Source organism: Slackia faecicanis, from assembly GCF_003725295.1.
Taxonomy (GTDB): Bacteria; Actinomycetota; Coriobacteriia; order Coriobacteriales; family Eggerthellaceae; genus Slackia; species Slackia faecicanis.
The window spans coordinates 61383-83192 of the sequence record NZ_QICB01000005.1; the positions used below are offsets into that span (position 1 = coordinate 61383).

The following is a 21810-nucleotide window of genomic DNA, read 5'->3' on the forward strand; positions in this document are numbered from 1 at the left end:
GCCGCCATTCCGACGCAAAGCCTGTCGCACTAGACTTTGGTCAGACGCTTGGCGGCGAACGACGCCAAGGCGTTGATGGCCACCACGATGATGAGAAGCACGACGGCGGTGGCGTAGGTCGCGTCGATATGCAGGCCCTCGCAGGAAAGCACGTACATATGGACCGACATGGTGCGCACCGAGTCGAAAATGCCGCCCGGAATGGCCGCGACGGTGCCGGCCGTGAAGATAAGCGCCGCAGACTCGCCGACGATACGGCCGATCGACAGGATGATGCCGCCGAGAATGCCCGGCATGGCGGGCGGGAGCACGACCGAAAGCACGGTGCGCAGGCGGCCTGCGCCCAGGCCGAAGCTGCCTTCGCGATACGAGTCAGGCACCGCGCGCAGCGCCTCTTCAGTGGTGCGCATAATCGTAGGCAAGACCATGATGGCAAGCGTCAAGCAGCCCGACAGAAGCGAAAGGCCCCAGCCGAGGAACGTGACGAAGAACAGCATGCCGAACAGGCCGTACACGATGGAGGGAATGCCCGCCAGGGTTTCTGCGGTGATGCGGACCACCTTGACGAACTTGTTGCCGCGCGTGGTGTATTCGACCAAAAAGACGGCCGCCATGACGCCCAAAGGCACGGCGATCACGAGAGTCAGGGCCACGGCGAGCAGGGTGTTCACCAAAGACGGCAGCATCGAGACGTTCTGGGAGTTGTACTCCAAGGCGAACAAGTCGGGATTGAACGCGGGGATGCCCATGACCAGGATGTAGCCGACGATGATGACGAGGGTCGCGGCGGTCGCCACGGCCGCGATACGCACGAGCGCACCGAGGATCGCCGAAGAGACCTTGCGATGGGGCTTCTTGGGGGCTTCGGCGGCCGCGTTCTTCGACGCCGCGGCGGAATTCGTTTTCTGTTCCATTACTTCTTCGACCTCGCATTCAATGCGGCGAACACCAGATTGATCACCAGGACGAACACGAACAGCACGACCGCGGTGGCAATCAGGGCGTCCCTGTGCAGATCGGCCGCATAGCCCATCTCCATGACGATGTTGGTGGTAAGGGTGCGCACGCCGTCCAGCAGGCTGTTGGGGATCTGGACCTGGTTGCCTGCGATCATGACGACGGCCATGGTCTCGCCGATGGCGCGGCCGACGCCCAGGACGACGCCCGCCATGATGCCCGAGCCCGCTGCGGGAACGAGCACGCGGAACACGCTGCGCTCGTGGTCGGCGCCCAGAGCGAGCGCGCCTTCGTAGTAGCTCTCAGGCACGGCATCGAGGGAGTTGCGCGCCACCGTGATGATCGTGGGCAAGATCATGACGCCCAAGATGATCGAGGCGGCGAGCAGGCTCATGCCCTGCACGTGGAACACCTGGCGGATCAGAGGAACCAGCACCACCAATCCGAAGAAGCCGTAGATGACGGAGGGAATGCCGGCCAAAAGCTCGACGCCCGGAGTCAGAAGGCGCTTGACGCGGGGGCTGGCGAAGCGGGACAGATACACCGCGCAGAACAGGCCGATCGGCACGCCGATCACCAGAGCGCCCAGCGTGGCGTAGATGCTTCCCAGGATCATCGGCAGAATGCCGTAGATGTCGCTACCGGGCTTCCAAACGGTGCCGGTAAGGAATTCCAGCGGACCGATCTCGGCGATGGCCGGGACGCCGCTTGCGAAGAGGAAGACGCAAATCAGGGCAACCGCGAGGATCGAAACCCCCGCGGCAGCCGTGAAAAGCACCTTCGCTACCGTTTCTTTGATGCTTTTCATAACGTATCGCTATCGTTAAGCGATTTCAGACCAGTCGGTGATGTCGCCGGTGAAGATACCCTTGACCTGGTCGGAGGTAAGGTCGTCGACGGAGGAGCCGTTGTTCACGATGACAGCGATGCCGTCCATGGCGATCACGACGGGCTTGACGCCCTGGGAGAGCTCGGAATCTTTCAGCTCACGGGAGGCCATGCCCAAGTCGCAGGTGCCGTCGATGGCAGACTGGACGCCGGTGGAGGAGTCGGACTGCTGGACCTCGACCTTGACGTCGGGGTTGAGAGCCTCATAGGCCTCGGCGAGCTTCTCCATGATCGGGGTGACGGAGGAGGAGCCGGCCACGACCACCTTGCCGGACTTGCCGGAAGCGGTGTAGGAGGCGGCGGAGTCAGCGACGGAGACGTACTCGGAGTCGACGACCTCCTGGCCCTCGGCGCTCATGATGAAGTTCAGGAAGTCCTGAGCGACCTCGGACATGCCGTCCTTGGCGACGACGTTGAAGGGACGGGCGACCTTGTAGGAACCGTCCTTGACGCCCTCGGCGGAGGGGGCCACGCCGTCGATTTTGACAGGCTTGACGGTTTCATTGACAGAGCCCAGGGAGATGTAGCCGATGGAAGCGGGATCGCCAGCGACGGTGGTCATCATGACCGAGGTGGAGTTGGTGACGACGGCGGAAGAGGTGGTAGCGTCCTTCTTGTTGTCGTCGAGCACGCCGAACAGCTCGGTGAATGCGCCGCGGGTGCCCGAACCGTCCTCGCGGGAGATGACCGAGATCGCGCCGCCGTTCTCCGCAGGAGCGGAGCCGTCGGAGGACTCGCCGCCGCCCGAAGAGCAGCCGACCAACGCGAACGCGCCGAGGGCGCAGACGCACGACAGCGCCAGAGCGAGGAGTTTCTTAGACTTCATGGTAAGACGTTCCTTTCATCGAAGATTTCATTGCTTAAAACGCCGCGATGAACTCTAAGGACGCCCTATCAAATGAGCGTCAGAGGAGCGTCAGATCGATGCAAATGTCGACGAACGAACGTCAGATCGATGCAAAGTTCGACATAAGGGGCCGAATCGCCGTGCAACGGCCCTAGTTTTCGTAGTGGGAGGTCTGCTCCATCACGTATCCGATCAGCACGCTTTTCTTATGCATCTGCGTCTTCTCGTATACATGCCGTATATGGGTGCGCACGCCTACGACCGCCGACGCCGCCAGGATGGCAAGCGTTCCCGCCACCAAGCCGTAGCCGTAGGCCCAATCGCCGCCGATCAGGTCGTGCGAGGGAATGATGGTCAGCAAGAAGAAGCACGCCGCGCTCGTCACGGCTGAGATACCGCTGACCACGGCGATGTTGCGATCGGCGCGCTTGCGCACCGCACGAGGCTTGAGCACGGACGCCTCTTCCTTGCCCGCCTCCCCTTCGCGCACCAAAGCGAGGCCGGAAAGAACGGGCAGCAACGCCACGAACGCGGCCGTGACCGGGCCGGGAAGCACCATGGCCGCCACGAACGCCGCCACGACCACGGCGGCCACCGCCACCACGGCGTCGGTGGACGTGCCCCGATAGCTCAACGAGGACAGGCGCTCGCCCCACAAAAGGAAGCAATACGACTCCACCGCTCCGAGCATCATGGGCACGACGAAGCGCTGCAAAGGCCCGTCGAATACGAGCGGGCTATATGAACATATAAGAGATAAAGCGCCGAGCATCATGGGCGCCAGCGCATACATGCGCCCGTCGGAGCGAAGCCTGCGCTTGTTCCCCAGAACGAATGCCGCCGCAAGCAGGGCGACGACGCTCGTCGCCAGATACGCAAGCCACGAAGCGGTCATGTCGGCGGAAAGCAGGTCTGCGAACGGCGCCGCCGTCGGAGCGAACCAGAAGCAAAAATGCCACGCGAAAAGAGGCGCGAAACCTATGAACGGATGCGCTTCCTTCAAGCGCGCTGCGGCGGCATCGCCGATTCGAAAAGCCAATGGTAACTCCGTACTCGAACCGAGGCCGCGCGCGATCGAGCACGAGCCGCGGCGGCGAAGCGCCGAGCCGCGCGATGCCGCGCGTCCTCCCTTTTCTTGTGCCGATATATAAAGCTAGAACCAACCTTAGAACACGGTCTTTTCGGCCGACTCCACCACGTGCTTCATCAGCACGCTCGTGGTGACGCCGCCGATGCCGCGAGGCACCGGCGTGATCGCCCCCGTCTCGCCCACGGCCGCGGCCGCCGCCTCGTAGTCGGCGTCGCCGCACAGGGCGCCTTCGGCATCCACGTTGATGCCCACATCCAAGACGACCTGGCCTTCGCGGAAGCACGGCGCGCCGTAGGCCTTCGCGCGGCCCGTGGCCAGCACCACGACGTCCGCCTCGCGGATTGTTTCCTCGAGATTCTGCGTGCGCGAATGGCACACAGTCACCGTGGCGTTGCGCTCGAGCAGCATCATGGCCACGGGGCGGCCGATCACAAGGCTGCGGCCCACCACCGCCACGCGCTTGCCGGCGACGTCGATGCCGTAGGCGTCGAGCATCTCGAGGCATGCCGCGGCCGTGCAGGGCGCGAAGCCTTCGCCGCGGCCTGTGAACACACGCGCCAGCGCCGCGCGGCCGATGCCGTCGATGTCTTTCGCGGGATCGAGCGCCTCGCACGCGGACTCTTCGTCATAGGCGCGCGGAAGCGGGCGGAACATCAGGCAGCCGTGGATGCCCGCATCGTCGTCGACCTGCGCGATAACGTCCATGAGCGCGTCCTGGCCCGCATCTTCGGCCAGCACGAAGCGGCGCACCTCGATACCCAGGCCCTCGGCTCGCTTGAGCGCCGTGCGTTCGTAGGACAAGTCGTCTTCGCGCTCGCCCACGCGCACGATCGCAAGCGTCGGCACGACGCCTGCGGCCTTGAGCGCTTCCGTGCGGCCGATCAGATCCTCTTTCAATGCGGCGATAACAGGCTTTCCCAGCAGTTCCAAAGCCACGATTCCCCCCTCATGCGGCGCTTCGACCGCGATAGTGCTTTCCGGATTCGGGCATTCTACCCCACAACGTATCGACGATATGCGCGCAGGCGGAAAAGCGGCCGAAACGAGAGAGGGCGCGCGTCGGCCATCGGCTCGACGGAAAATGCGGGATTCCCGACACCGCTTCGGAGGGTTCTACTCGTCGGCTTGAGCGCGCCCCTCTTGCGCAGCGCGCATCTGCTCTTCCATGTCCACCTGCATCAACGTGCCCATGAGCTGCTGCTGGAAGCGCATGCGCACGAACTCTTCGTCGGGATGCTCGGTGTCGCCCTCGATGACCTGTTTGGTCTTCTCGTTGAACGCATAGGCATGGTAAAGACGCATGTCTCCCAGGTCGATGCTATCGACGCGTGTCTGCCAGTCTTCGAGGTTCATTGGCCGCTCCTATGCTTGGAAATCGAAATCGGGCGCAGGATTGAATAATACGCCATCTTTAAGCATGGCTTCGGTCTGCTTGAGATAATCGTCGCCGGGAAACGTGCACATGTCGGCGATCTCTTCTTCGGTCAGCTCGCGGCGAACCTTCGCCGGGACGCCCACGATCAACACGCCATCGGGGGATTCTTTGCCTTCGGTAACCAGCGCCCCCGCCGCAACGACGCTGTTCTTGCCGATTTTCGCGCCGTTCATAATGGTGCAGCTCATGCCGATCAGGCAGTTTTCGCCGATAACGCAGCCATGCAGCATGGCTCGATGCCCCACCGTCGTATGGCGGCCGATCGCTGCGAGCTTGCCGTAATCCTCTTGGATGACGACGCCCTCCTGAATATTGCACTCGTCCTCGACCACGATCGGCGCATCGTCGCCACGCAGGCAGCTTCCCGCCATGACAGCAACCTTTTTCCCAAGCGTCACATCGCCCACCAGCGAGCACGACGGCGAAATGCGCGCCGTCGGATCGGCCTTCACGCGATGATAGTCGATTTCGGTCGAAGACCCGTGCGCGCGTCCCTCCGCCATGATGCAGCTCCTTTTGCCCCGACGCCGCGCTTCGTCGAAACGCATCCCGCAATTCGACGAAAAAGCAGCGCAATCATCTGCTGCAACCCAGTGTAGCGACGGAAAACGCGACGGATGACGGGCAAACGGCACCGCATGTCCGTCGACACAGGCGAAAGCGCCAAACAAAAGCGCGACCGGAAAGGCAAGCGGCAGCCGAATCGAAAGCCGGGCCGAAAACCCAGCTCGACGATCGGGACAACGGGTAGGCTGCGCAAGAAAGACGGCGCTCAGATAAGCCAAGCCCGCAGGCAGAAGCCCCGTTCGGCCCTCAGCAACCGCATCCCTCCTAGACGACGGGGCCCACGCTTTCAGCCGGGCCGTTCGGCGCGTCATCGGACCAGCGGCGGCGCGCCGCCGCAAGGACCTCGTCGTTTTCGTCGCGTGCCAGAAGCTCCGCGAACTCGGCCCCGCCATAGGACTCGACCAATTTCGCAAGATCGGCGAAAAACGCCGTCAAATCGTCCTTGTGCAAAGCGCAGCCGAACAACACATCGTCGACTCCGGCCTCTTCGTCGTTAAGATCGCGCACGACCAGCATGACGTCGAGATCGCGAGAAATACCTTCCACCACTGCCGCCTCCTTGAAGAAAACAAGCCTGTCGCCGGGAGCATATCACGCGGCGATACGCGCGCCCACTCGGCTCGCGACCTCCGCAGGAAAACGGCAGGGCGCAAGGCCTTCGACGACTTCTGTCCGTTTCTCATCATAATTACGAAATGTCACATTTTATAGTGACATTCTCTCATCGGGCCTCAATACGCTTTCGCAATGGCCGCATTCGACGAATATAGCAATCGACTTGGCGCGCGCATTCGAACTCTTCGAAAGCGCGCAGGGCTGAGTCTGCGCGAGTTCGGCATGATGGTAGGCGTCCATCACAACCAGATTCTTTCAATCGAACAAGGCGAGAGCAACCCCTCGCTGCGCACGCTGTTTCGCATCGCAGGAGGACTCGGACTTCCCCTGCGCGACCTTCTGCCCGACGACGAAGACAAAGAGGGGGCCTTTTATTGGTTCTCCCCCGATGAAAAGCCCGACGATCAGGCCGATCGCAAAAACTGAACCGCGCCGACGCTGCGCGCGAAAGCACGAGCGTTTTCATGCCCTTCGCAAAACCGGCGCGCCGAAACACACTCGACACGCCGGAATCACGGCAAAGGTGCGGCCGTCTTGGCGCCGTTCGTCCGACAGCCGCAGAGAAGCCGCCGAACCCGTCACGCCGCTACGCGCACGTACCGTCGCCGAAAAGCAACTGCCGTTCAGGACCCGAAAGCGCAGCACGAGCCTGGTCACGCAGATTATTCATGCCGCTCAGGAACTGGCGATACATCACCGAAACCAGATAGCGGCCCTTCGGCGTCAGCGTCAGCTCGTCGGGCGTGTCGGTCGCGAAAGCGCCGTTGAGGCGCATGAACGCCATCTCCGCAGGAAGACCTGCCTCGATGCCGCAGCCGAACTCCTCCTTGAACGCATGCTTATCCAGACGCAGGCGATACAGGTTCAGCAGGAAGTGATAACGCATCAGGTCGTGCTTGCTCAGCGTGGTCTTGCCCATGATCGACATGCGGCCCGCGCCGATCATGTCGTCGTATTCCTGCAGGCTGAACGTGTTCACGTACAGGCTGTCGCCGAGATGCGTGATCGATCCGCTGCCGATCGCAGGATACGCCACATAGGCGGTTTGATACTCGTCGATCAGCAGCGCATGGTCGTCATGACCCTGTTCGTCAAGGCGGTTGAACGTCCAGATGGTCTCGCGACGGAAGCGAGCCGAATCCCCGCCCGTCAACGCTTCGTCGAGCAGGCGATAGTAGCGATATTCGCGGCCGTAATCGACGGCGCCCAAAGTGGAGGCCATCTTGCCCATGGTGGCGTTGGACACGTACAGAGGAGAGAACGTGGTCTGACGCGCCCCGCATGCGGCGATCTTCTCAAGGTCGGCATGCAGGATATCTTCGGTCTGCGACGGAAAATTGAAAATCATGTCCACGTTGAGCGATTCGAAGTACGGGATGGCTTCGGCAATGCGCTCCATGACCTGCTCGCCGCTACCGTATTTCTCGTAGCGGTCCATCTGCTTGAGCAGCTCGTCATCGAAGCTCTGCACACCCACGGACAGGCGCTGGATGCGGCCCTTCATCTTATCCAGGTACGACTGGACAAGATGGTTGGGATTGGTCTCAGACGCCACTTCCTTGATGTCGAACGCATCCCGTGCAAGATCGAGCGTCTCGCACAGCTCGTCGATTTCCACGGTCGGCGTGCCACCGCCCACATAAATGCTCTCGATGTCGTAGCCTAGGTCTTTGAGCATGAGCATTTCCTTGCGCATGTTCTCGAAGTAGGTACGCGCCACGTCTTCACGGTAGACATAGCGGTTGAAACTGCAATACGGACACAGGCGCTCGCAGAACGGCACGTGCAGATACAGCATGTATTTGCGGCCAGGTTCCGCAGGCGGCATGAACGTTTCTCCCGTAGGAGACAGCTTCAGCGTTCTTTTGGTCATCGTCTTTACAAGATTGGTAAGAATTCGCTCCGAAATCACTCTGACACCCTATCGTCGTTGCTTGCGCATGACCGCAAGCGGCTTATTTCGTTCCCCAAACGGTGCAGGATTATATGCTTGGCGCAAAATGCCCACAAGCGACCAGAAGCGTATATATCGATAAAGATGTGAGGTTACACGGGCGGCGAAGGTGCGGCCCGCGTCCTTTCGCGGAAGGACGGAGCCGATGCCCAGACGTCGATCAGCGCAAGGCGTCATTCGCTATACTGGCATGTATTCGACTGGAAATCCATGACGACGAAAGGAATGCCCGATGCCCGTCGTGTCCCGCTTTCTAGAAACCTCCCGCAAGGCGGCGAAAGAGAAGCCGGGCGTCTTCGCCCTGTACGTGATCTTGTGCGTCATCGTTGCCATCGTCTTCGTGCGTTCCATCTTCGAAGGCCGCTACGAACACGCGCTGCTGTGCCTGCTGGTGTTCATCCTGTTCTGGATTCCCAGCATGCTCGAGCGCCGTTTCACCGTCGAGATCCCGAGCGTTTTGGAAGGCATCATCCTCTGCTTCATCTTCGCCGCGGAAATCCTCGGAGAAATCGACGCTTTCTATATCAAAATCCCCTTCTGGGACACCATTCTGCATACCACCTGGGGATTTTTGGCCGCAGGCATCGGATTCGCGCTGGTCGATATCCTCAATCGAAGCCATGCATCGCGCCTGCAGCTGGCACCGATCTATATGGCCATCACCGCATTCTGCTTCTCTATGACCGCAGGCGCGGTCTGGGAGCTTTTCGAGTATTCGATGGACGTCTTCGTCGGATTCGACATGCAGAAAGACACTATCGTGACCGCTTTCAGCTCGGTCACGCTCGATCCGACGAACACCAATATCGCCATCCCCGTCGACGGCATCGTGGGCACCGAAATCATGCTGGCGTCGGGCGAAACCGTGGTCATTCCCGGCGGATATCTGGACATCGGCCTGCATGATTCCATGGCCGACCTGTTCGTGAATCTGATCGGCGCCGTGACGTTTTCCGTCATCGGCTTCATCTACGTGAAGAACCGCGGCCACAAGAAGAGCTTCGCCGCCCACTTCATCCCCAAGCTGCGCAACACCATCAAGTAAATCCCGCCATTGCGAAGGAGCACGGCCTTGACCGACGAACAGCGAGAGACGCTCGACCGAACAGGCTTTCTGGAAGCCCTGGGATGCCAGGTCATGTGGGGCTTCATGTGTCTGTATTGGCGACTGCTTTCGGGCGAATCGGCGCTGCTCGTGCTGACCTGCCGCATGGTGTGGTCGTGCGTGTTCATCGTGCTGCTGTGCTCGTTCGTCAAGCGCACGCGCTTCTTATACCTGCTGCGCGACCCGAAGGCGCTGGCCACCTTCGTCACCTCGGCCGTCCTGACGTCGGCGAACTGGGGCGTCTACATCTGGGCCGCCAACAGCGGGCATTTGCTCGAAACCAGCATCGGCTACTACCTGTGCCCGCTGTTCAACATCCTGTTCGGCCTGATCGTGTTCCACGAACGCCTGACGCGCATGCAGAAGGTAGCGTTCGGCCTGGCCGGCGTAGGCGTGACGTTCTTCATCGCCATGAACGGCGGCGCGATCTGGATTTCCTTCGCGCTGGCGCTTTCGTTTTCGGCCTACGGCGCCGTGAAGAAGAAGGCGGGCTACCCCGCGCTTCCCGGCATGGCCTTGGAATCGGTGATCACGGGCATCCTGGGCGGCATGATCTTCGGCGCGGGCACCCTGATGCCCGCGTTGTGGGACCTGGTGCCCGCCACGCCCGACCCCATGGCCGTCACGTCGCAGCCCTGGGAGAGCTTCCTCATGGTGTTTGCGGGCGTGCTCACCGCCATTCCGCTGCTGCTGTATTCGGCCGCGGCCAACCGCGTGCCCATGGTGATCATCGGCTTCCTGCAGTACGTCAGCCCCACCATCGCGCTTATCCTGGCCGTGTCGTTTTTCGGCGAGGCGTTCACCTTCGCCCACGGCGTGTGCTTCGCGCTGGTCTGGACGGGCATCGCGCTCATGTCCGCCGAAAGCATCCTGCACCGAAGGCAGATGGCGCTCGCGGGAAAATAACCGGCGAAAGAGCGAGGCCTCGGGCAAAAACAAGCCGGCGAACGCAAGCCGTTCTCTAGACCTCGAAGGGAACGATATAGCGGGGAACGTGGGCGAAAACGAACTCGCAGCTTCCCTCGGGCACATCCGCCCGAACGCGGCAACAAAAAGGCGGCCCGAAGGCCGCCTTTCGCTACAGTCGCATCGGCTAATCGGCATAAAGGCGCGTACGAAGACGCTCGATGTTCGCTGCGGCGCGAGGCGTGAGAGGGCCTTCCGACACTTTGTCCAAAAGAGCCGCCGCTTCCTGCGCGTTTCCATGCGTCAGATGATATTCTGCCTCGCAAACTTCCCACGATACCCACGTCAGACGCGAATCGGCGGTCGCTGCGCTTTTACGCATGTAATCAAGGTCGGCCGGCCCCCACTGCTCGGGCGCGCGGAACTGAACGTTCAGCCCGAGCAGGATGTCGTCGACGACCGCACGCTTCGGCGAATTGACGGACGCGCCCTCGCGAAACGCCGCGATGCGGCCCAAGGCGACGTCACGCCCTGCGATATCGCCCGCAGCGTTGCGGGCGATGGCCTCCACGTTGAACGTGCGAATCCAAAGGATGTTCTTGGGCGACTTGAACGAAACCTGCGAAAGAAGCTGCAAGGCGTCGACCGGACGGCCCGCATGATAATGAGCCAGCGCGAGCTCGGTCAGGCACGTGCCCTTCGAACGCTGCCTTGTATCGCGACGAGCAATGCCCTCGATCACCTCACGATATTTCTCGGCATCGCAATCGGACCCCAAAATGTCGAGCAGGCTGCGAAAACGCCTTCCTATCTTGGACCTGAGCAGCCACGCAATGATCAAAATCGCAGCAAGGCAGACGAAGTAAGCCGCCATAGACCCGATGAACACGAACACGATAGCCGCCGCGCCGAGAACCACCGCAGCAAAAATCGCAAGGGCGCGCGTCTTACGCAACCATGAGAAATAATCGGCAAGCACCTGCTGCGCCGCCTGATTGAAATAACGCGACCGAATATTCACGCCGACCCCTTCCCCGCGCGGATGCCCGCACCGTGCAAAACAGCAAGCAGCATAGCACGACGCCTCGCCGAAAAGACCGATCCGCCATAAGCTCGAACCGTCGACGGCAATGTGAAGCAGGCAGCAAAAAGGCGGCCCGAAGGCCGCCTTTCGCTACTCGACCGATTTCAGGCTTTCCACCATGTCGATGCCGGAAAGCTTCTTGCGCATGAACAGCGTCACAAGAACCGAGAAGAGCATCGTGAGCGCGAAGGCGATGACGAAGCTCATCGCGTGGATGGCGCGGCCGAACATCACCTGGTCGACCTCGGCGGTCACCACCACGAAGCCCTCCATGAACACGCCCAGAACGCAGCCGACAAGCGCGCCTATCGCCGAAAGCAGCAGCGTTTCGCGATAGATGTACGCGTTCACCTCGCGCGCGTTGAAGCCGAGCACCTTGAGCGTGGCGATCTCGCGCTGACGCTCGGTGATGTTGATGTTGGTCAGGTTGTACAGAACCACGAACGCCAAAGCCGCCGCAGCGATCACCAAAACCACCACCACCGCATCGACGCTCTTGAGCATGGTGCGATACGACTCGATCGTCTCGTCGTTGAAGCCCACGGTCTTCACGCCGTCGATCGCCAGCAGCTCGTCGGAAAGCTCCGCGCGCTGCATCTCGTCTTCGGTCGCCTTCGCATAAATCGTCGTATAGGCGGGCTCTTCGCCGATCAGCGCGTCGAAGCCGCGCGGCGTGATGAACGCGTACTGGCTCACGTAGTTCTCCATGATGCCCGCCACGCGCGTTTCGCGCCCTGCGCCGGTGGCGTTGCCCACCGCGTCTTCGTCGAAGAGCAAAACGGGGTCGCCCTTTTCAAGGTCGAGCTCGATCGCCAGCTTCTCGCTGATCACCACGCCGTCGTCGGCAAGGTCGATCGGGTCGTGACCCAGGCGCTCGCGCATGGTGACATACGTCGCGAAGTCGGCCGGATCCTCAGGCACGATCAGCTCGAAGCGCTGATGCTCGCCGTCGGGTTCGTCCACGCGGGCGGCCAGCATGTTCTCGGTATGGGCCGCCGTGTACGCGGCGCCTTCGCCCGAAGCCAGAATGCTTTCCACCTCGGACGCATCTTCGTCGGACACGTCGTCGGCCTCGCGCACCACCATGTTGTAGTGATAGACCTCGCCGAACTGCTTGTCGATGATGTCGTTGATGGCGTTTTGCAGGCCGAGGCCCGTCAGCAGCAGCGCCGTGCAGCCCGCGATGCCCACAATCGCCATGAAGAAGCGGCGCTTGTAGCGGAAGATGTTGCGCGACGTGACCTTCCACGAGAACGACATGCGGCTCCACAGCGGCTTGATGCGCTCGAGCAGGATGCGCTTGCCCGCCTTCGGCGCGCGCGGCAGCATGAGCGACGCCGGCGTCTCGCGCAGGGTCGATGCGGCCGCGAACCAGGTGGCGGCAAGCGTGATGCCCATGCCGAGGCCCGCCGAAAGCAGCGCGATGCCCGGATCGATCGGCACGGGGCGCGGCGGCACCGCATAGATGATCGCGTACGCGTTCATGATGAAGTACGGCAGGAACAGCGAAAGCGCCACGATGCCCACGAGCGCGCCCACGCCGCTGGCCACCGCCGCATACACCAGGTATTTCGAAATGATGCGCGCGTTGCTGTAGCCGAGCGCCTTGTAGGTGCCGATCAGCACGCGCTCCTCTTCCACCATGCGCGTCATGGTGGTAAGCGACACCAACGCCGCCACCAGGAAGAAGATGAACGGGAACACCATGGCGATGCGGTCGATGCGGCCCGCGTCGGATTTGAAGCTTTCGGCGCCCATGTTCTTCGAGCGGTCGAGCACGAGGATTTCAGGAGCCTCCAGCTCGTCGACCTTCTCCTGGGCTTCCGCCAGCTGCTTTTCGGCATCAGCGAACTGCGCCTCGGCGTCGGCCTTCTGCTCGTCGTATTCGACCTTGCCCTCTTCGTAGGACGCCAGGCCTTCGCCGTATTCGGCCCTGCCGTCGGCAAGCTCGGCGACGCCTGCGGCATACGAGCCCTTGCCCGATTCGAGCTGCGCGCGGCCGCTCGCAAGCGCGGCGGCTGCGGCGTCGAGCTGCTGCTGCGCGGCAGCGAAGCCCTCTTCGGCCGCGCCGCGCTGGGCGGCAAGCTCGGCGCGCGCGGCGGAAAGCTGTTCGGACACGCCCGCGGTCTGGGCGTCGATCTGCGCGATGCCCGCCTTCAGCTGCTCGACCGCGCCCGCAAGCTGCGCACGCTGGGCGAGCAACGCGTCCTTGCGGCCCTGCAGCTCGTCGAGCATGCCCTGGGCCTGCGCGCGCTGCGCCTGCAAGGCGGCCAGCTGTTCGGCGTATCCGGGCGCGGCCGGATCGAGCGCGTCGATCTGCGCCTGAACGGCGTCAACCGCACCCTGCGCCTGCGCGATGCCCTGGTCGAGCGCAGGCATGTTCTCGGCTATAGCCGCATCGACCTGCCCCAGGCCCGCGAGTGCCTGGTCGAGCTGCGCGGAAAGCTCGCCGCGCAACGCCACGGCCCGGTCGTATTGCGCCTGCGCGTCGTCGATCCGCGCCTGGGCGGCGGCCAGCTGCGCTTCGGCGTCGGCACGGCGCTGCGCCAGCTCGGCGCGGCCCTCATCGTACGACGCCTGGCCGGCGGCAAGGTCGCGCTCGCTCGAGGCGATCGTGTCGGCGGCGGCGTCAAGATCGGCCTGGCCGCTTTCTATCTTGGCGGCGGCCTCGTCGAGCTGCACGCGCGCCTCGTCGAGCTCGGCCGCGCCGTCGGCAAGCTTGCTTTCGGCATCGGCGCGCTCGGACTCGTATTCGGCGCGCTTCTCATCGAGCTCGGCCTGGGCTTCGGCCTTCACGTCGGCCAAACGAGCGGCGCCGAGGCCCGCGTCCTCGATACGCTGCGCCACCTGGTCGACCTTCGCCTGGTATTCCTCGCTTCCCGCCATTTCATCGGAAGCGCCCGCCACCGAAACGAAAGCCTCGCTGTACGGAATGTCGGAAGAAAAGCCCGCATCGTCGACGAACGCCACCTGCTCGAGGGCGCCACTGCCCAGCGACGTGGTGCCCAGGCTGGTCGGAGAAGCGTAATACGAGCAGCGCACGAAGCCCGTTACCGTGTATTCGCGCGAAGCCAGCGTGTCGTCGATATCCTGCGTGCCTTCGAGCACCTTCACGGTATCGCCCACCGACACGTCGCTATCCATCACCACGTCGGCGGTCAGCACGCACTCGTCGGGGCCCTCGGGCCACGTGCCTTCGACCAGGATCGGCCTGTTCAGATACGATTCGTCGGAGGAAACGGCATGCTCGCCGTCAGACGTGTCCGAGGCGCGGGCGGCGTCGGCATCGAACGACTGGACGCGCATGGTGTATTGCACGTCGTCCACCGTGGCCAGCACGTCCACCTCGCGAGCGGGCATGACGCCCTGCACGCCTTCGATGCCGCGCAGCGTGTCGATACTTTCGTCATCCAGGCCCAACGTGGAAACCACGCGCAGGTCGGCCATCTCCGTGCCGTCGAAATAGCGGTCGGCCGCCAGGCGCATGTCGGGACCCGTCATGCGCAGGCCCGCATAAAAACCCGTGCCGAGCGCCGCAATCACGGCAATGGCGAGAAAGCGCCCGAGCGAATGGGTGATGGACCGCTGGACTCCCTTGTTGAAAACGCTTTTCATGGCCTACCACTCCACGGTATCGGCGGCCACGGGGTGCGCATTGAGCTCCATGCTTTCGACGCGGCCCTCTTTGATGTGGATCACGCGGTCGGCGATGCCGGTGAACGCCATGTTGTGGGTGATCAGCACCACGGTGCGACCGGTCTGCTCGCAAGTGTCCTGCAGCAGCTTCAAAATGGCCTTGCCGGTTTTATAGTCGAGCGCGCCGGTGGGTTCGTCGCACAAGAGCAGCTTGGGATTTTTCGCCAGGGCGCGGGCGATGGCCACGCGCTGCTGCTCGCCGCCCGAAAGCTGGGCGGGGAAGTTGTCCATGCGATGCGCAAGCCCCACCTGCGCCAGCACGTCGGCGGCAGGAAGCGGGTCATGGCAGATCTGCGAGGCCAGCTCGACGTTTTCGAGGGCCGTGAGGTTTTGCACCAGGTTATAGAACTGGAACACGAAGCCTATATCGTAGCGGCGGTAGTCGGTGAGCTCCTTGGCGCCGAAAGCGCTGATTTCGCGGCCGTCCAGCTTGATCGAACCCGACGTGCACGAATCCATGCCGCCAAGCATGTTGAGCAGCGTGGTTTTGCCGGATCCCGACGGGCCCACCACCACTACGAGCTCGCCTTTCTCGATATCGAACGAGAGGCCGTCGGCTGCGGCCACCTCCACTTCGCCCATCTTGTAGATCTTGCGCACATCGCGGAATTCGACAAAGGCCATGGCAACACGCTCCGTCTATAGAATCGGGTAGGAGCCCGCGGCGAAACCGCTTCATGCGCGGAAGCGAGCACCGGACGCGGGCTTTCCGTTTTCCCTCATTATAGTCACGACATGTGGCGCAACCTCGCGCGTCGGCATCCGTTGCATTCCCGATGACGAACGACACCGGCGACGCGCCCTACGCCAGGCCGAGCAGCGTGCCGACCGCCTTCACGATGAAGGCCGCCGCCCACGCCACGCCGCACTGCATCAACACCACCGCAACGGCGCTTTTCACGCCCAGCTCGTTTTTCACGGCCGCGACGGCGGCGACGCAAGGCGTGTACAGCAGCGCGAACGTCAAGAAGACGAACGCGGTCAGCGGCGTGAACAAAGCCGTGATGGCCGAAGCGCCGCCCAGCAGCACCGTGAGCGTGCTCACCACGCTTTCCTTGGCCACGAAGCCCGTGACCAGCGCCGTGGAGGCCTGCCAATCGCCGAACCCGAGCGGCGCGAACACCGGTGCGATCAGGCCTCCCAGCATGGCGAGCAGGCTGTCGGCCGAATCGGCCGTCACGTTCAGGCGCATGTCGAACGTCTGCAGGAACCAGATGACCACCGACGCCAAGAAGATGATCGTGAACGCGCGGGTCAGAAAGTCTTTCGCCTTGTCCCACACCAGACGGCCCATGTTGCCGAGCGACGGCATGCGATAGTTCGGCAGCTCCATGACGAAGGGAACGGGGTCGCCCTTGAACGCCGTGCGCTTGAGCACGAGCGCCACCAGCACGCCCACGACCATGCCCATCAGGTAGAGCGCGATCATCACGATCACCGCGTGATCAGGGAAAAACACCGCCGTGAACAGCGCATATATGGGAAGCTTCGCCGAGCAGCTCATGAACGGCGTCAGCATGACGGTCATCTTGCGGTCGTGCTCGGACGGAAGCGTGCGCGTGGCCATGATGGCGGGAACCGAGCAGCCGAAGCCGATCAGCATGGGCACGAAGCTGCGGCCCGACAGGCCCAGCTTGCGCAAGAGCTTGTCCATCACGAACGCCACGCGGGCCATGTAGCCCGAGTCTTCCAGCAGCGACAAGAAGAAGAACAGCACCACGATGATGGGCAGGAAGCTCAGCACGCTTCCCACGCCGGCGAACGCGCCGTCGATCACGAGGGAGTGCACCACCTCGTTGACGCCCCAGGCCGTAAGGCCGGCGTCCACCAGGTCGGTCACCCAGCCCACCGCGACGTCCATCCAATCCTGCAGCACGGCGCCGATCACGCCGAACGTCAGCCAGAACACCACGCCCATGATGGCCACGAACACCGGCAGCGCGGTATAGCGGCCCGTCAGAATGCGGTCGATCGCCACCGAGCGCTTGTGCTCGCGGCTCTCCGACGGCTTGACCACCGTGGCGTCGCACACGGCCTCGATGAAGCGGAAGCGCATATCGGCCAGCGCGGCCATGCGATCGGTGCCGCCCTCGCTTTCCATCTGCGACACGATGCGCTCGATGGCGCTTTTCTCGTTCTCGTCGAAACGCAAGGCCTCGCGCACCAGGTCGTCGCCTTCGACGAGCTTGGTGGCGGCGAAGCGCACGGGCACGCCGGCGCGCACGGCATGGTCTTCGACCAGCTCGGAAATGCCGTGGATGCAACGATGCAGCGCGCCGCCGTCGGATCCGTCCTGGCGGCAGAAATCCTGGCGGCCGGGACGTTCGACGAAACGGGCCACGTGCAAGGCGTGGTCGACCAGCTCGTCGATGCCCTCGCCTTTCGCGGCCGAAATGGGCACCACGGGAATGCCCAGCATGGCTTCGAGGGCGTTGATATCCACCGTGCCGCCGTTGGCCGTGACCTCGTCCATCATGTTGAGCGCGAGCACCATGGGAATGTCGAGCTCCATGAGCTGCAGCGTCAGGTACAGATTGCGCTCGATGTTGGTGGCGTCCACGATGTTGATGATCGCATCGGGCGCCTCGCCGATCAAAAACTCGCGCGTGACCACCTCTTCGCCCGTGTAGGGCGAAAGCGAATAGATGCCCGGCAGATCGACCACCGTGGCCTCGTCGTGCTTGCGGATGGTGCCGTCCTTGCGCGTCACCGTGACGCCCGGGAAGTTGCCCACGTGCTGATTCGAGCCCGTGAGCTGGTTGAACAGCGTGGTTTTGCCGCAGTTCTGGTTGCCCGCCAACGCGAAGGTCAGCGGCGCGTCGGTCGCTTTGGCGCGCTCGCCGGCGCGCGGACGAAACGATTTCGACTCGCCCTTGCCGGGATGCGCGGTATTGCGCTGCGCCGGGTTGACGCGCCGCAGATTGTGGGCGGCGTGGATGTCGCGCACTTTGATATGCGCGGCGTCTTCCTTGCGCAGCGTCAACTCGTAGCCGCGCAGGCGCACCTCCATGGGGTCGCCCATCGGAGCGCACTTGACGAAGGTCACCTCGGTGCCGGGCGTCAGGCCCATGTCCAGGATGTGCTTGCGCAGCGACGGCTCGACGCAATCGACCGATGCGATCACCGCGTCCTGGCCCTGCTCGATCCTGTCGAGCGTCATCGTGGCGCGCGCCATTACCACAGCCCCATCTGCTGCGGCTCGTATTCGTATTCGACGAGCATCTCGCCCACGGTTATTTCCACCGCGTGCGATTCCCAATCTTTCACCGGCACCGCGAACACGTTGCCCTGCTGCTCGAGGGCGAGCGTGCCGCCCACCATGCCGACGCAGCGGCCAGCGCACGCATCGGCGGGCGAGCCGTCGGGAACCTGGATCAGCTCGGGCACCTGCGCGCCTTCGCCGAAATAGTACGGCGTCAGGTCGAGCACGCCGCATTCGGGCTCCACCCCGTGGGCGCGCGCCGTCTCGAACACGCAATCGATGGCTGCCTGAGCGTTGAACGGCTCGCTGAGCAGCTTGTTCTTCGTGCCCAGACGCATGGTTTCCAGAATGCCGTCCTGCGCGCACAGCTTCGCCTCGAGCGCACGGGCCTCGTCGGCATTGGGATAGCGCTTGAGGATGCCCGCCACGCGCGCGCCCTGCTCGAGCAAGCGCTCGATACCGCGCGTCTCCGACGAGATGCCCACCTTCAAATGGGCCGGCGAGAAATACGCCATGTACACGAAGTGCGGCGTCAGGTTATAGGCGCGCTGCTGCGGCGAAATGGCGTCGGCGTTATAGAACGCGGGGTTGAAGCCCGTGGCCTCGCGGCACGCCGGGCACATATCGTCGCTATAGGTGGACGCCTCGGGCAGCTCCGTCATAAGCGGGCATGCGCCCGATTCGTAGGTTTTCAGGTCGAAGGGGCCGATGCAGTAGCGCTTGGGCAGCTTCTTGAGCGTGAACGTGCGCCCCAGCACCGGCAGGCGCATCTGCTTTTGCGCCTCGAGATCGTTCATTTGCAAATAAGGGCCTTCGGGGCCGTACCCCAGGCCCGAAAACACCAGGGTGGATTCGGGAAAGAAACGCGGCATGGTTCACCTCTCGCGCGTCGTGCGCCTTCATAGCTGTTTTTCGCTGCGCATCATAAAACAGCTGCGGCGCGCGCATGGCGAAACCCCCGCGACCACAGAAAACAAGCAGCGCGAACCCGCGCGGGCGGCGCACGCGTCCCGAAACGAGGAAACGCCCCGCAGGGCGTTTCCTCTCGTCGCAGCGGCCCGGCCGAAACGACCGCGTGCCGAGCTAGATTTCGCGCATGGCCTTCATGGCGAGCGCGTACACCGTAAGCGCGATCCAGGCGACCGCAAGGACGAACGAGGTCGTGCCCACGCCGACGATTTCGATCACGATCGAAGTGGCGAACACGGCCACCGGCGTAACCACCAGCATCAGCGAGTTCTGCGTGCCGAGCGCGGCGCCGCGATGCTCGTCGGGGATCAGGCCGTACACGAAGAAGCCGAACAGAGCCGACACCGGGCCCGAGGCCAGGCCCAGAAGCGCCGCGCCCAGCAACAGCACCTCGTAGGACCACAGCGAACCCAACGCCGCCACGCCGAACGCCATACCGACGAACGAGACCACATACCATGTGCGGCGCTTGAGCGAGTAGGCGCACTTCGCATAGCCGAGCGAGCCGATGAGCGCGCCCACCGACATGGCCGACAGCACGTAGCCCAGAAGCGTCGGGGCGTTCTCCTGCGTGAAGAACACGGGCAGCACCATGCCCTGATAGCTTCCCATGACGATGACGATCAACATGCCCAAGACCACCGACGCGCGCAGCACGGGATGGCTTGCGAACAGGACGTGCACGCCTTCCTTGGTGGATGCCAAAGCCGTCTTGACCAGGCCCGTGTCGGATTTCTTCATCTCCTCGGCCTTTGCGGGAACGCCCACGGCGCGCGGCACGAACAGCGTGACCACGGCGGCGATCGTGGACATAGCGGCCGTCAGCCACAGCGTGTTCGCGGAGCCCAGAAGGCCCATACCCATCGAGGCGACGGCGGGGCCCACGATGACGACGAGGTTTTCGACGGACTGGGCGACGCCCATGAACTTCTGCAGCTCGAGCCCGTCGTGCTTGACCACGGCCGGCAGCAGCGTGTCGCGCGCCGTCATGCCGGGGATATCGCCCACCGCGCCGATGACGCCGCACAAAACGAACCAGCCGAACGACAGGCCCACCGTGGCGTCGATGATCGGAAGCGCCGCGATCGACGCGGCCGAGATGATGTCGGAAATCACCGAAAGGTCGCGCCTGTTCATGCGGTCGAGCAGCGCGCCGCCGAACACGCCCGCCAGAACCTGAGGCACGGCGCACACGATAGCGAGCGTGCCTGCGGCAAGGGCGTCGCCCGTCTTGGCGAGCAGCACGAGCGGCAGCACGACGCCCGCGATCGAATTACCTAGCAGGGAAAACGAGTTCGATATGACAAAAGGCAAGGTGGCTCGCAGCTTCGCCATGAGGGGTTCCTTTCTCGACCGACGATATCGTGATGACACCCCTTATGAAAAACTATGACGTAACGTCATAGTCAATGCGCCGACCGGCAGCTGCGTTGCGATACACAAAGCCGACACAAACGAAGAATAGACGCCACGCGTGATGCATCTGCCCCGCCGGCATACCGCGCGCCGCAGGCGGCGAAGCGCGAAGAAGTGCATGCGCACATGACGCAGCACGGCGGGCGCATGCCGACGAAAGCCCGAAGAGGCCGCGCGGCGGGCGAATGCGGCGCGCCTACGACGCAAGGCGATCCATGAGCGCCCGCAACACGCCGGCCGACACCCGCTCGCTCATATCGCGCTGGGCAGCATTGAGCGTTTCCATGTCGTACATGTCGAACACGTCGTTGACCAGGCCTTCGCCTTCCCCCGCTCCGGGCAGGCCGCCCGAGTCGGAGCCGGCGAACGCCAAGCCGGACGGAGACGCCATGGCCTCGATCCGCTCGCGCGAAAGCTCCCATCCGTAGCGCTCGCAGCCCCGCTCGAGCAGCGGCAGCATGAACGCGACGAAATCGTCGGCGAGGCGTTGGCGGTCGGCCTCGGCGGCATCGGCGGGCAGCGCGTAAAGCCGCTCGTTGAGCTGCACGTAGCGATCGGTCCGGTTCGATTCGCTCAGCAGCTCGAAGAACTGCACCACCGATTCGGCTTCGTCCGAACCCGTCGCGATCAAGCGGTCCACCAAAAGCAGGCCCGCGAGCTCGGTTTCGACGAAGCGCGCGCTTGCGCCCGCCGCCTTCAGGCGGGCGACGTGTTCGCCGAAAACGGGCGGAACGTCGGGCGCGATCGAACGTTCCCGCAGTTCAGCGATGATGCGGCGCTGCTCCTGCAGATGCTCGATGCGCTCGGCCAGTTCGGCATCGAGCGCGGCGAGCGCCTCGTCGCCCGATTGCGCGGCGGCGCCGGGGCCTTCTTCGTCGAGCATTTCCTTGACCTGTTGCAGCGAGACGCCCAGCGACGCAAGACGTTTGATGCGCAGCACACGCGCCACATCGGTGGCGCCGTAGACGCGGTACCCGTTGGCGGCGCGGGGAGGCTCGGGCAGAAGCCCCATATGGTGGTAATGCCGCAGCGTGCGCACCGTCACGCCCGCAAGGTCGGCCACTTCTTTGCTTCGCATG

19 protein-coding genes are annotated in these 21810 nt (G+C 63.3%); 3 read left to right on the forward strand and 16 right to left on the reverse strand.

Going from position 1 to position 21810, the window contains the following annotated elements:
* Positions 1-29: 29 nt before the first annotated feature.
* The 8 genes from pstA to DMP07_RS07000 all read right to left on the reverse strand — a co-directional run bounded on the left by pstA (position 30) and on the right by DMP07_RS07000 (position 6330).
* Entirely contained in the window at positions 30-914 is an 885-nt protein-coding gene (gene pstA / locus DMP07_RS06965; protein WP_123198426.1) for a phosphate ABC transporter permease PstA, read from the reverse strand.
* Entirely contained in the window at positions 914-1765 is an 852-nt protein-coding gene (gene pstC, locus DMP07_RS06970) for a phosphate ABC transporter permease subunit PstC (protein WP_123198427.1), read from the reverse strand. Before pstC ends, pstA begins: the two co-directional genes overlap by 1 nt.
* 15 nt (positions 1766-1780) lie before the next feature.
* Positions 1781-2671 carry a substrate-binding domain-containing protein gene (locus tag DMP07_RS06975; RefSeq protein WP_123198428.1) on the reverse strand — a complete coding sequence of 297 codons (891 nt, stop codon included), beginning with the start codon at positions 2669-2671 and terminating at the stop codon, positions 1781-1783.
* A gap of 172 nt (positions 2672-2843) precedes the next feature.
* Entirely contained in the window at positions 2844-3731 is an 888-nt protein-coding gene (locus tag DMP07_RS06980; RefSeq protein WP_123198429.1) for a hypothetical protein, read from the reverse strand.
* A gap of 126 nt (positions 3732-3857) precedes the next feature.
* Positions 3858-4718, reverse strand: coding sequence for a bifunctional 5,10-methylenetetrahydrofolate dehydrogenase/5,10-methenyltetrahydrofolate cyclohydrolase (locus DMP07_RS06985; protein ID WP_123198430.1), 861 nt, complete (start codon positions 4716-4718; stop codon positions 3858-3860).
* Between the two features lie 177 nt (positions 4719-4895).
* Complete coding sequence (locus DMP07_RS06990) at positions 4896-5135, reverse strand: hypothetical protein (RefSeq protein ID WP_123198431.1); 240 nt, start codon at positions 5133-5135, stop codon at positions 4896-4898.
* Between the two features lie 9 nt (positions 5136-5144).
* Positions 5145-5720: a gamma carbonic anhydrase family protein gene (locus DMP07_RS06995; protein ID WP_123198432.1), complete on the reverse strand. Its 576-nt coding sequence runs from the start codon at positions 5718-5720 to the stop codon at positions 5145-5147.
* A 328-nt stretch (positions 5721-6048) separates the two neighbouring features.
* Positions 6049-6330 (reverse strand): hypothetical protein, encoded by a 282-nt coding sequence (locus tag DMP07_RS07000; RefSeq protein WP_211324537.1) that lies wholly within the window; start codon positions 6328-6330, stop codon positions 6049-6051.
* A gap of 201 nt (positions 6331-6531) precedes the next feature.
* Here DMP07_RS07000 and DMP07_RS07005 point away from each other — a divergent pair, with 201 nt between their 5' ends.
* Positions 6532-6825 carry a helix-turn-helix domain-containing protein gene (locus DMP07_RS07005; RefSeq protein ID WP_123198434.1) on the forward strand — a complete coding sequence of 98 codons (294 nt, stop codon included), beginning with the start codon at positions 6532-6534 and terminating at the stop codon, positions 6823-6825.
* Positions 6826-6985: 160 nt separating this feature from the next.
* On the opposite strand, the gene DMP07_RS07010 is transcribed toward DMP07_RS07005, so the two are convergent.
* Complete coding sequence (locus tag DMP07_RS07010) at positions 6986-8311, reverse strand: coproporphyrinogen III oxidase family protein (RefSeq protein ID WP_123198435.1); 1326 nt, start codon at positions 8309-8311, stop codon at positions 6986-6988.
* A gap of 274 nt (positions 8312-8585) precedes the next feature.
* Here DMP07_RS07010 and DMP07_RS07015 point away from each other — a divergent pair, with 274 nt between their 5' ends.
* Positions 8586-9398: a DUF2238 domain-containing protein gene (locus DMP07_RS07015; RefSeq protein ID WP_123198436.1), complete on the forward strand. Its 813-nt coding sequence runs from the start codon at positions 8586-8588 to the stop codon at positions 9396-9398.
* Positions 9399-9425: 27 nt separating this feature from the next.
* Positions 9426-10364 carry an EamA family transporter RarD gene (gene rarD / locus DMP07_RS07020; protein ID WP_123198437.1) on the forward strand — a complete coding sequence of 313 codons (939 nt, stop codon included), beginning with the start codon at positions 9426-9428 and terminating at the stop codon, positions 10362-10364.
* A 187-nt stretch (positions 10365-10551) separates the two neighbouring features.
* Here the strand turns inward: rarD and DMP07_RS07025 are convergent, their stop codons facing one another.
* From DMP07_RS07025 to DMP07_RS07055, 7 genes are all read right to left on the reverse strand, one after another.
* The gene (locus DMP07_RS07025; protein WP_123198438.1) at positions 10552-11385 is read right to left on the reverse strand and encodes a hypothetical protein; all 834 of its coding nucleotides are present in this window, start codon (positions 11383-11385) and stop codon (positions 10552-10554) included.
* A gap of 153 nt (positions 11386-11538) precedes the next feature.
* Positions 11539-15063 carry an FtsX-like permease family protein gene (locus tag DMP07_RS07030; RefSeq protein ID WP_123198439.1) on the reverse strand — a complete coding sequence of 1175 codons (3525 nt, stop codon included), beginning with the start codon at positions 15061-15063 and terminating at the stop codon, positions 11539-11541.
* Between the two features lie 3 nt (positions 15064-15066).
* Positions 15067-15768: an ABC transporter ATP-binding protein gene (locus DMP07_RS07035; protein WP_123198440.1), complete on the reverse strand. Its 702-nt coding sequence runs from the start codon at positions 15766-15768 to the stop codon at positions 15067-15069.
* A gap of 178 nt (positions 15769-15946) precedes the next feature.
* Positions 15947-18319 carry a ferrous iron transport protein B gene (gene feoB / locus DMP07_RS07040; RefSeq protein WP_123198441.1) on the reverse strand — a complete coding sequence of 791 codons (2373 nt, stop codon included), beginning with the start codon at positions 18317-18319 and terminating at the stop codon, positions 15947-15949.
* Complete coding sequence (locus DMP07_RS07045) at positions 18319-19218, reverse strand: DUF2797 domain-containing protein (protein WP_123198442.1); 900 nt, start codon at positions 19216-19218, stop codon at positions 18319-18321. Before DMP07_RS07045 ends, feoB begins: the two co-directional genes overlap by 1 nt.
* Positions 19219-19429: 211 nt before the next feature.
* The gene (locus DMP07_RS07050) at positions 19430-20650 is read right to left on the reverse strand and encodes an MFS transporter (protein WP_123198443.1); all 1221 of its coding nucleotides are present in this window, start codon (positions 20648-20650) and stop codon (positions 19430-19432) included.
* Positions 20651-20927: 277 nt separating this feature from the next.
* On the reverse strand, positions 20928-21809 hold the full coding sequence (locus DMP07_RS07055) for a MerR family transcriptional regulator (RefSeq protein WP_123198444.1): 882 nt from the start codon (positions 21807-21809) through the stop codon (positions 20928-20930).
* Position 21810 lies beyond the last annotated feature (1 nt).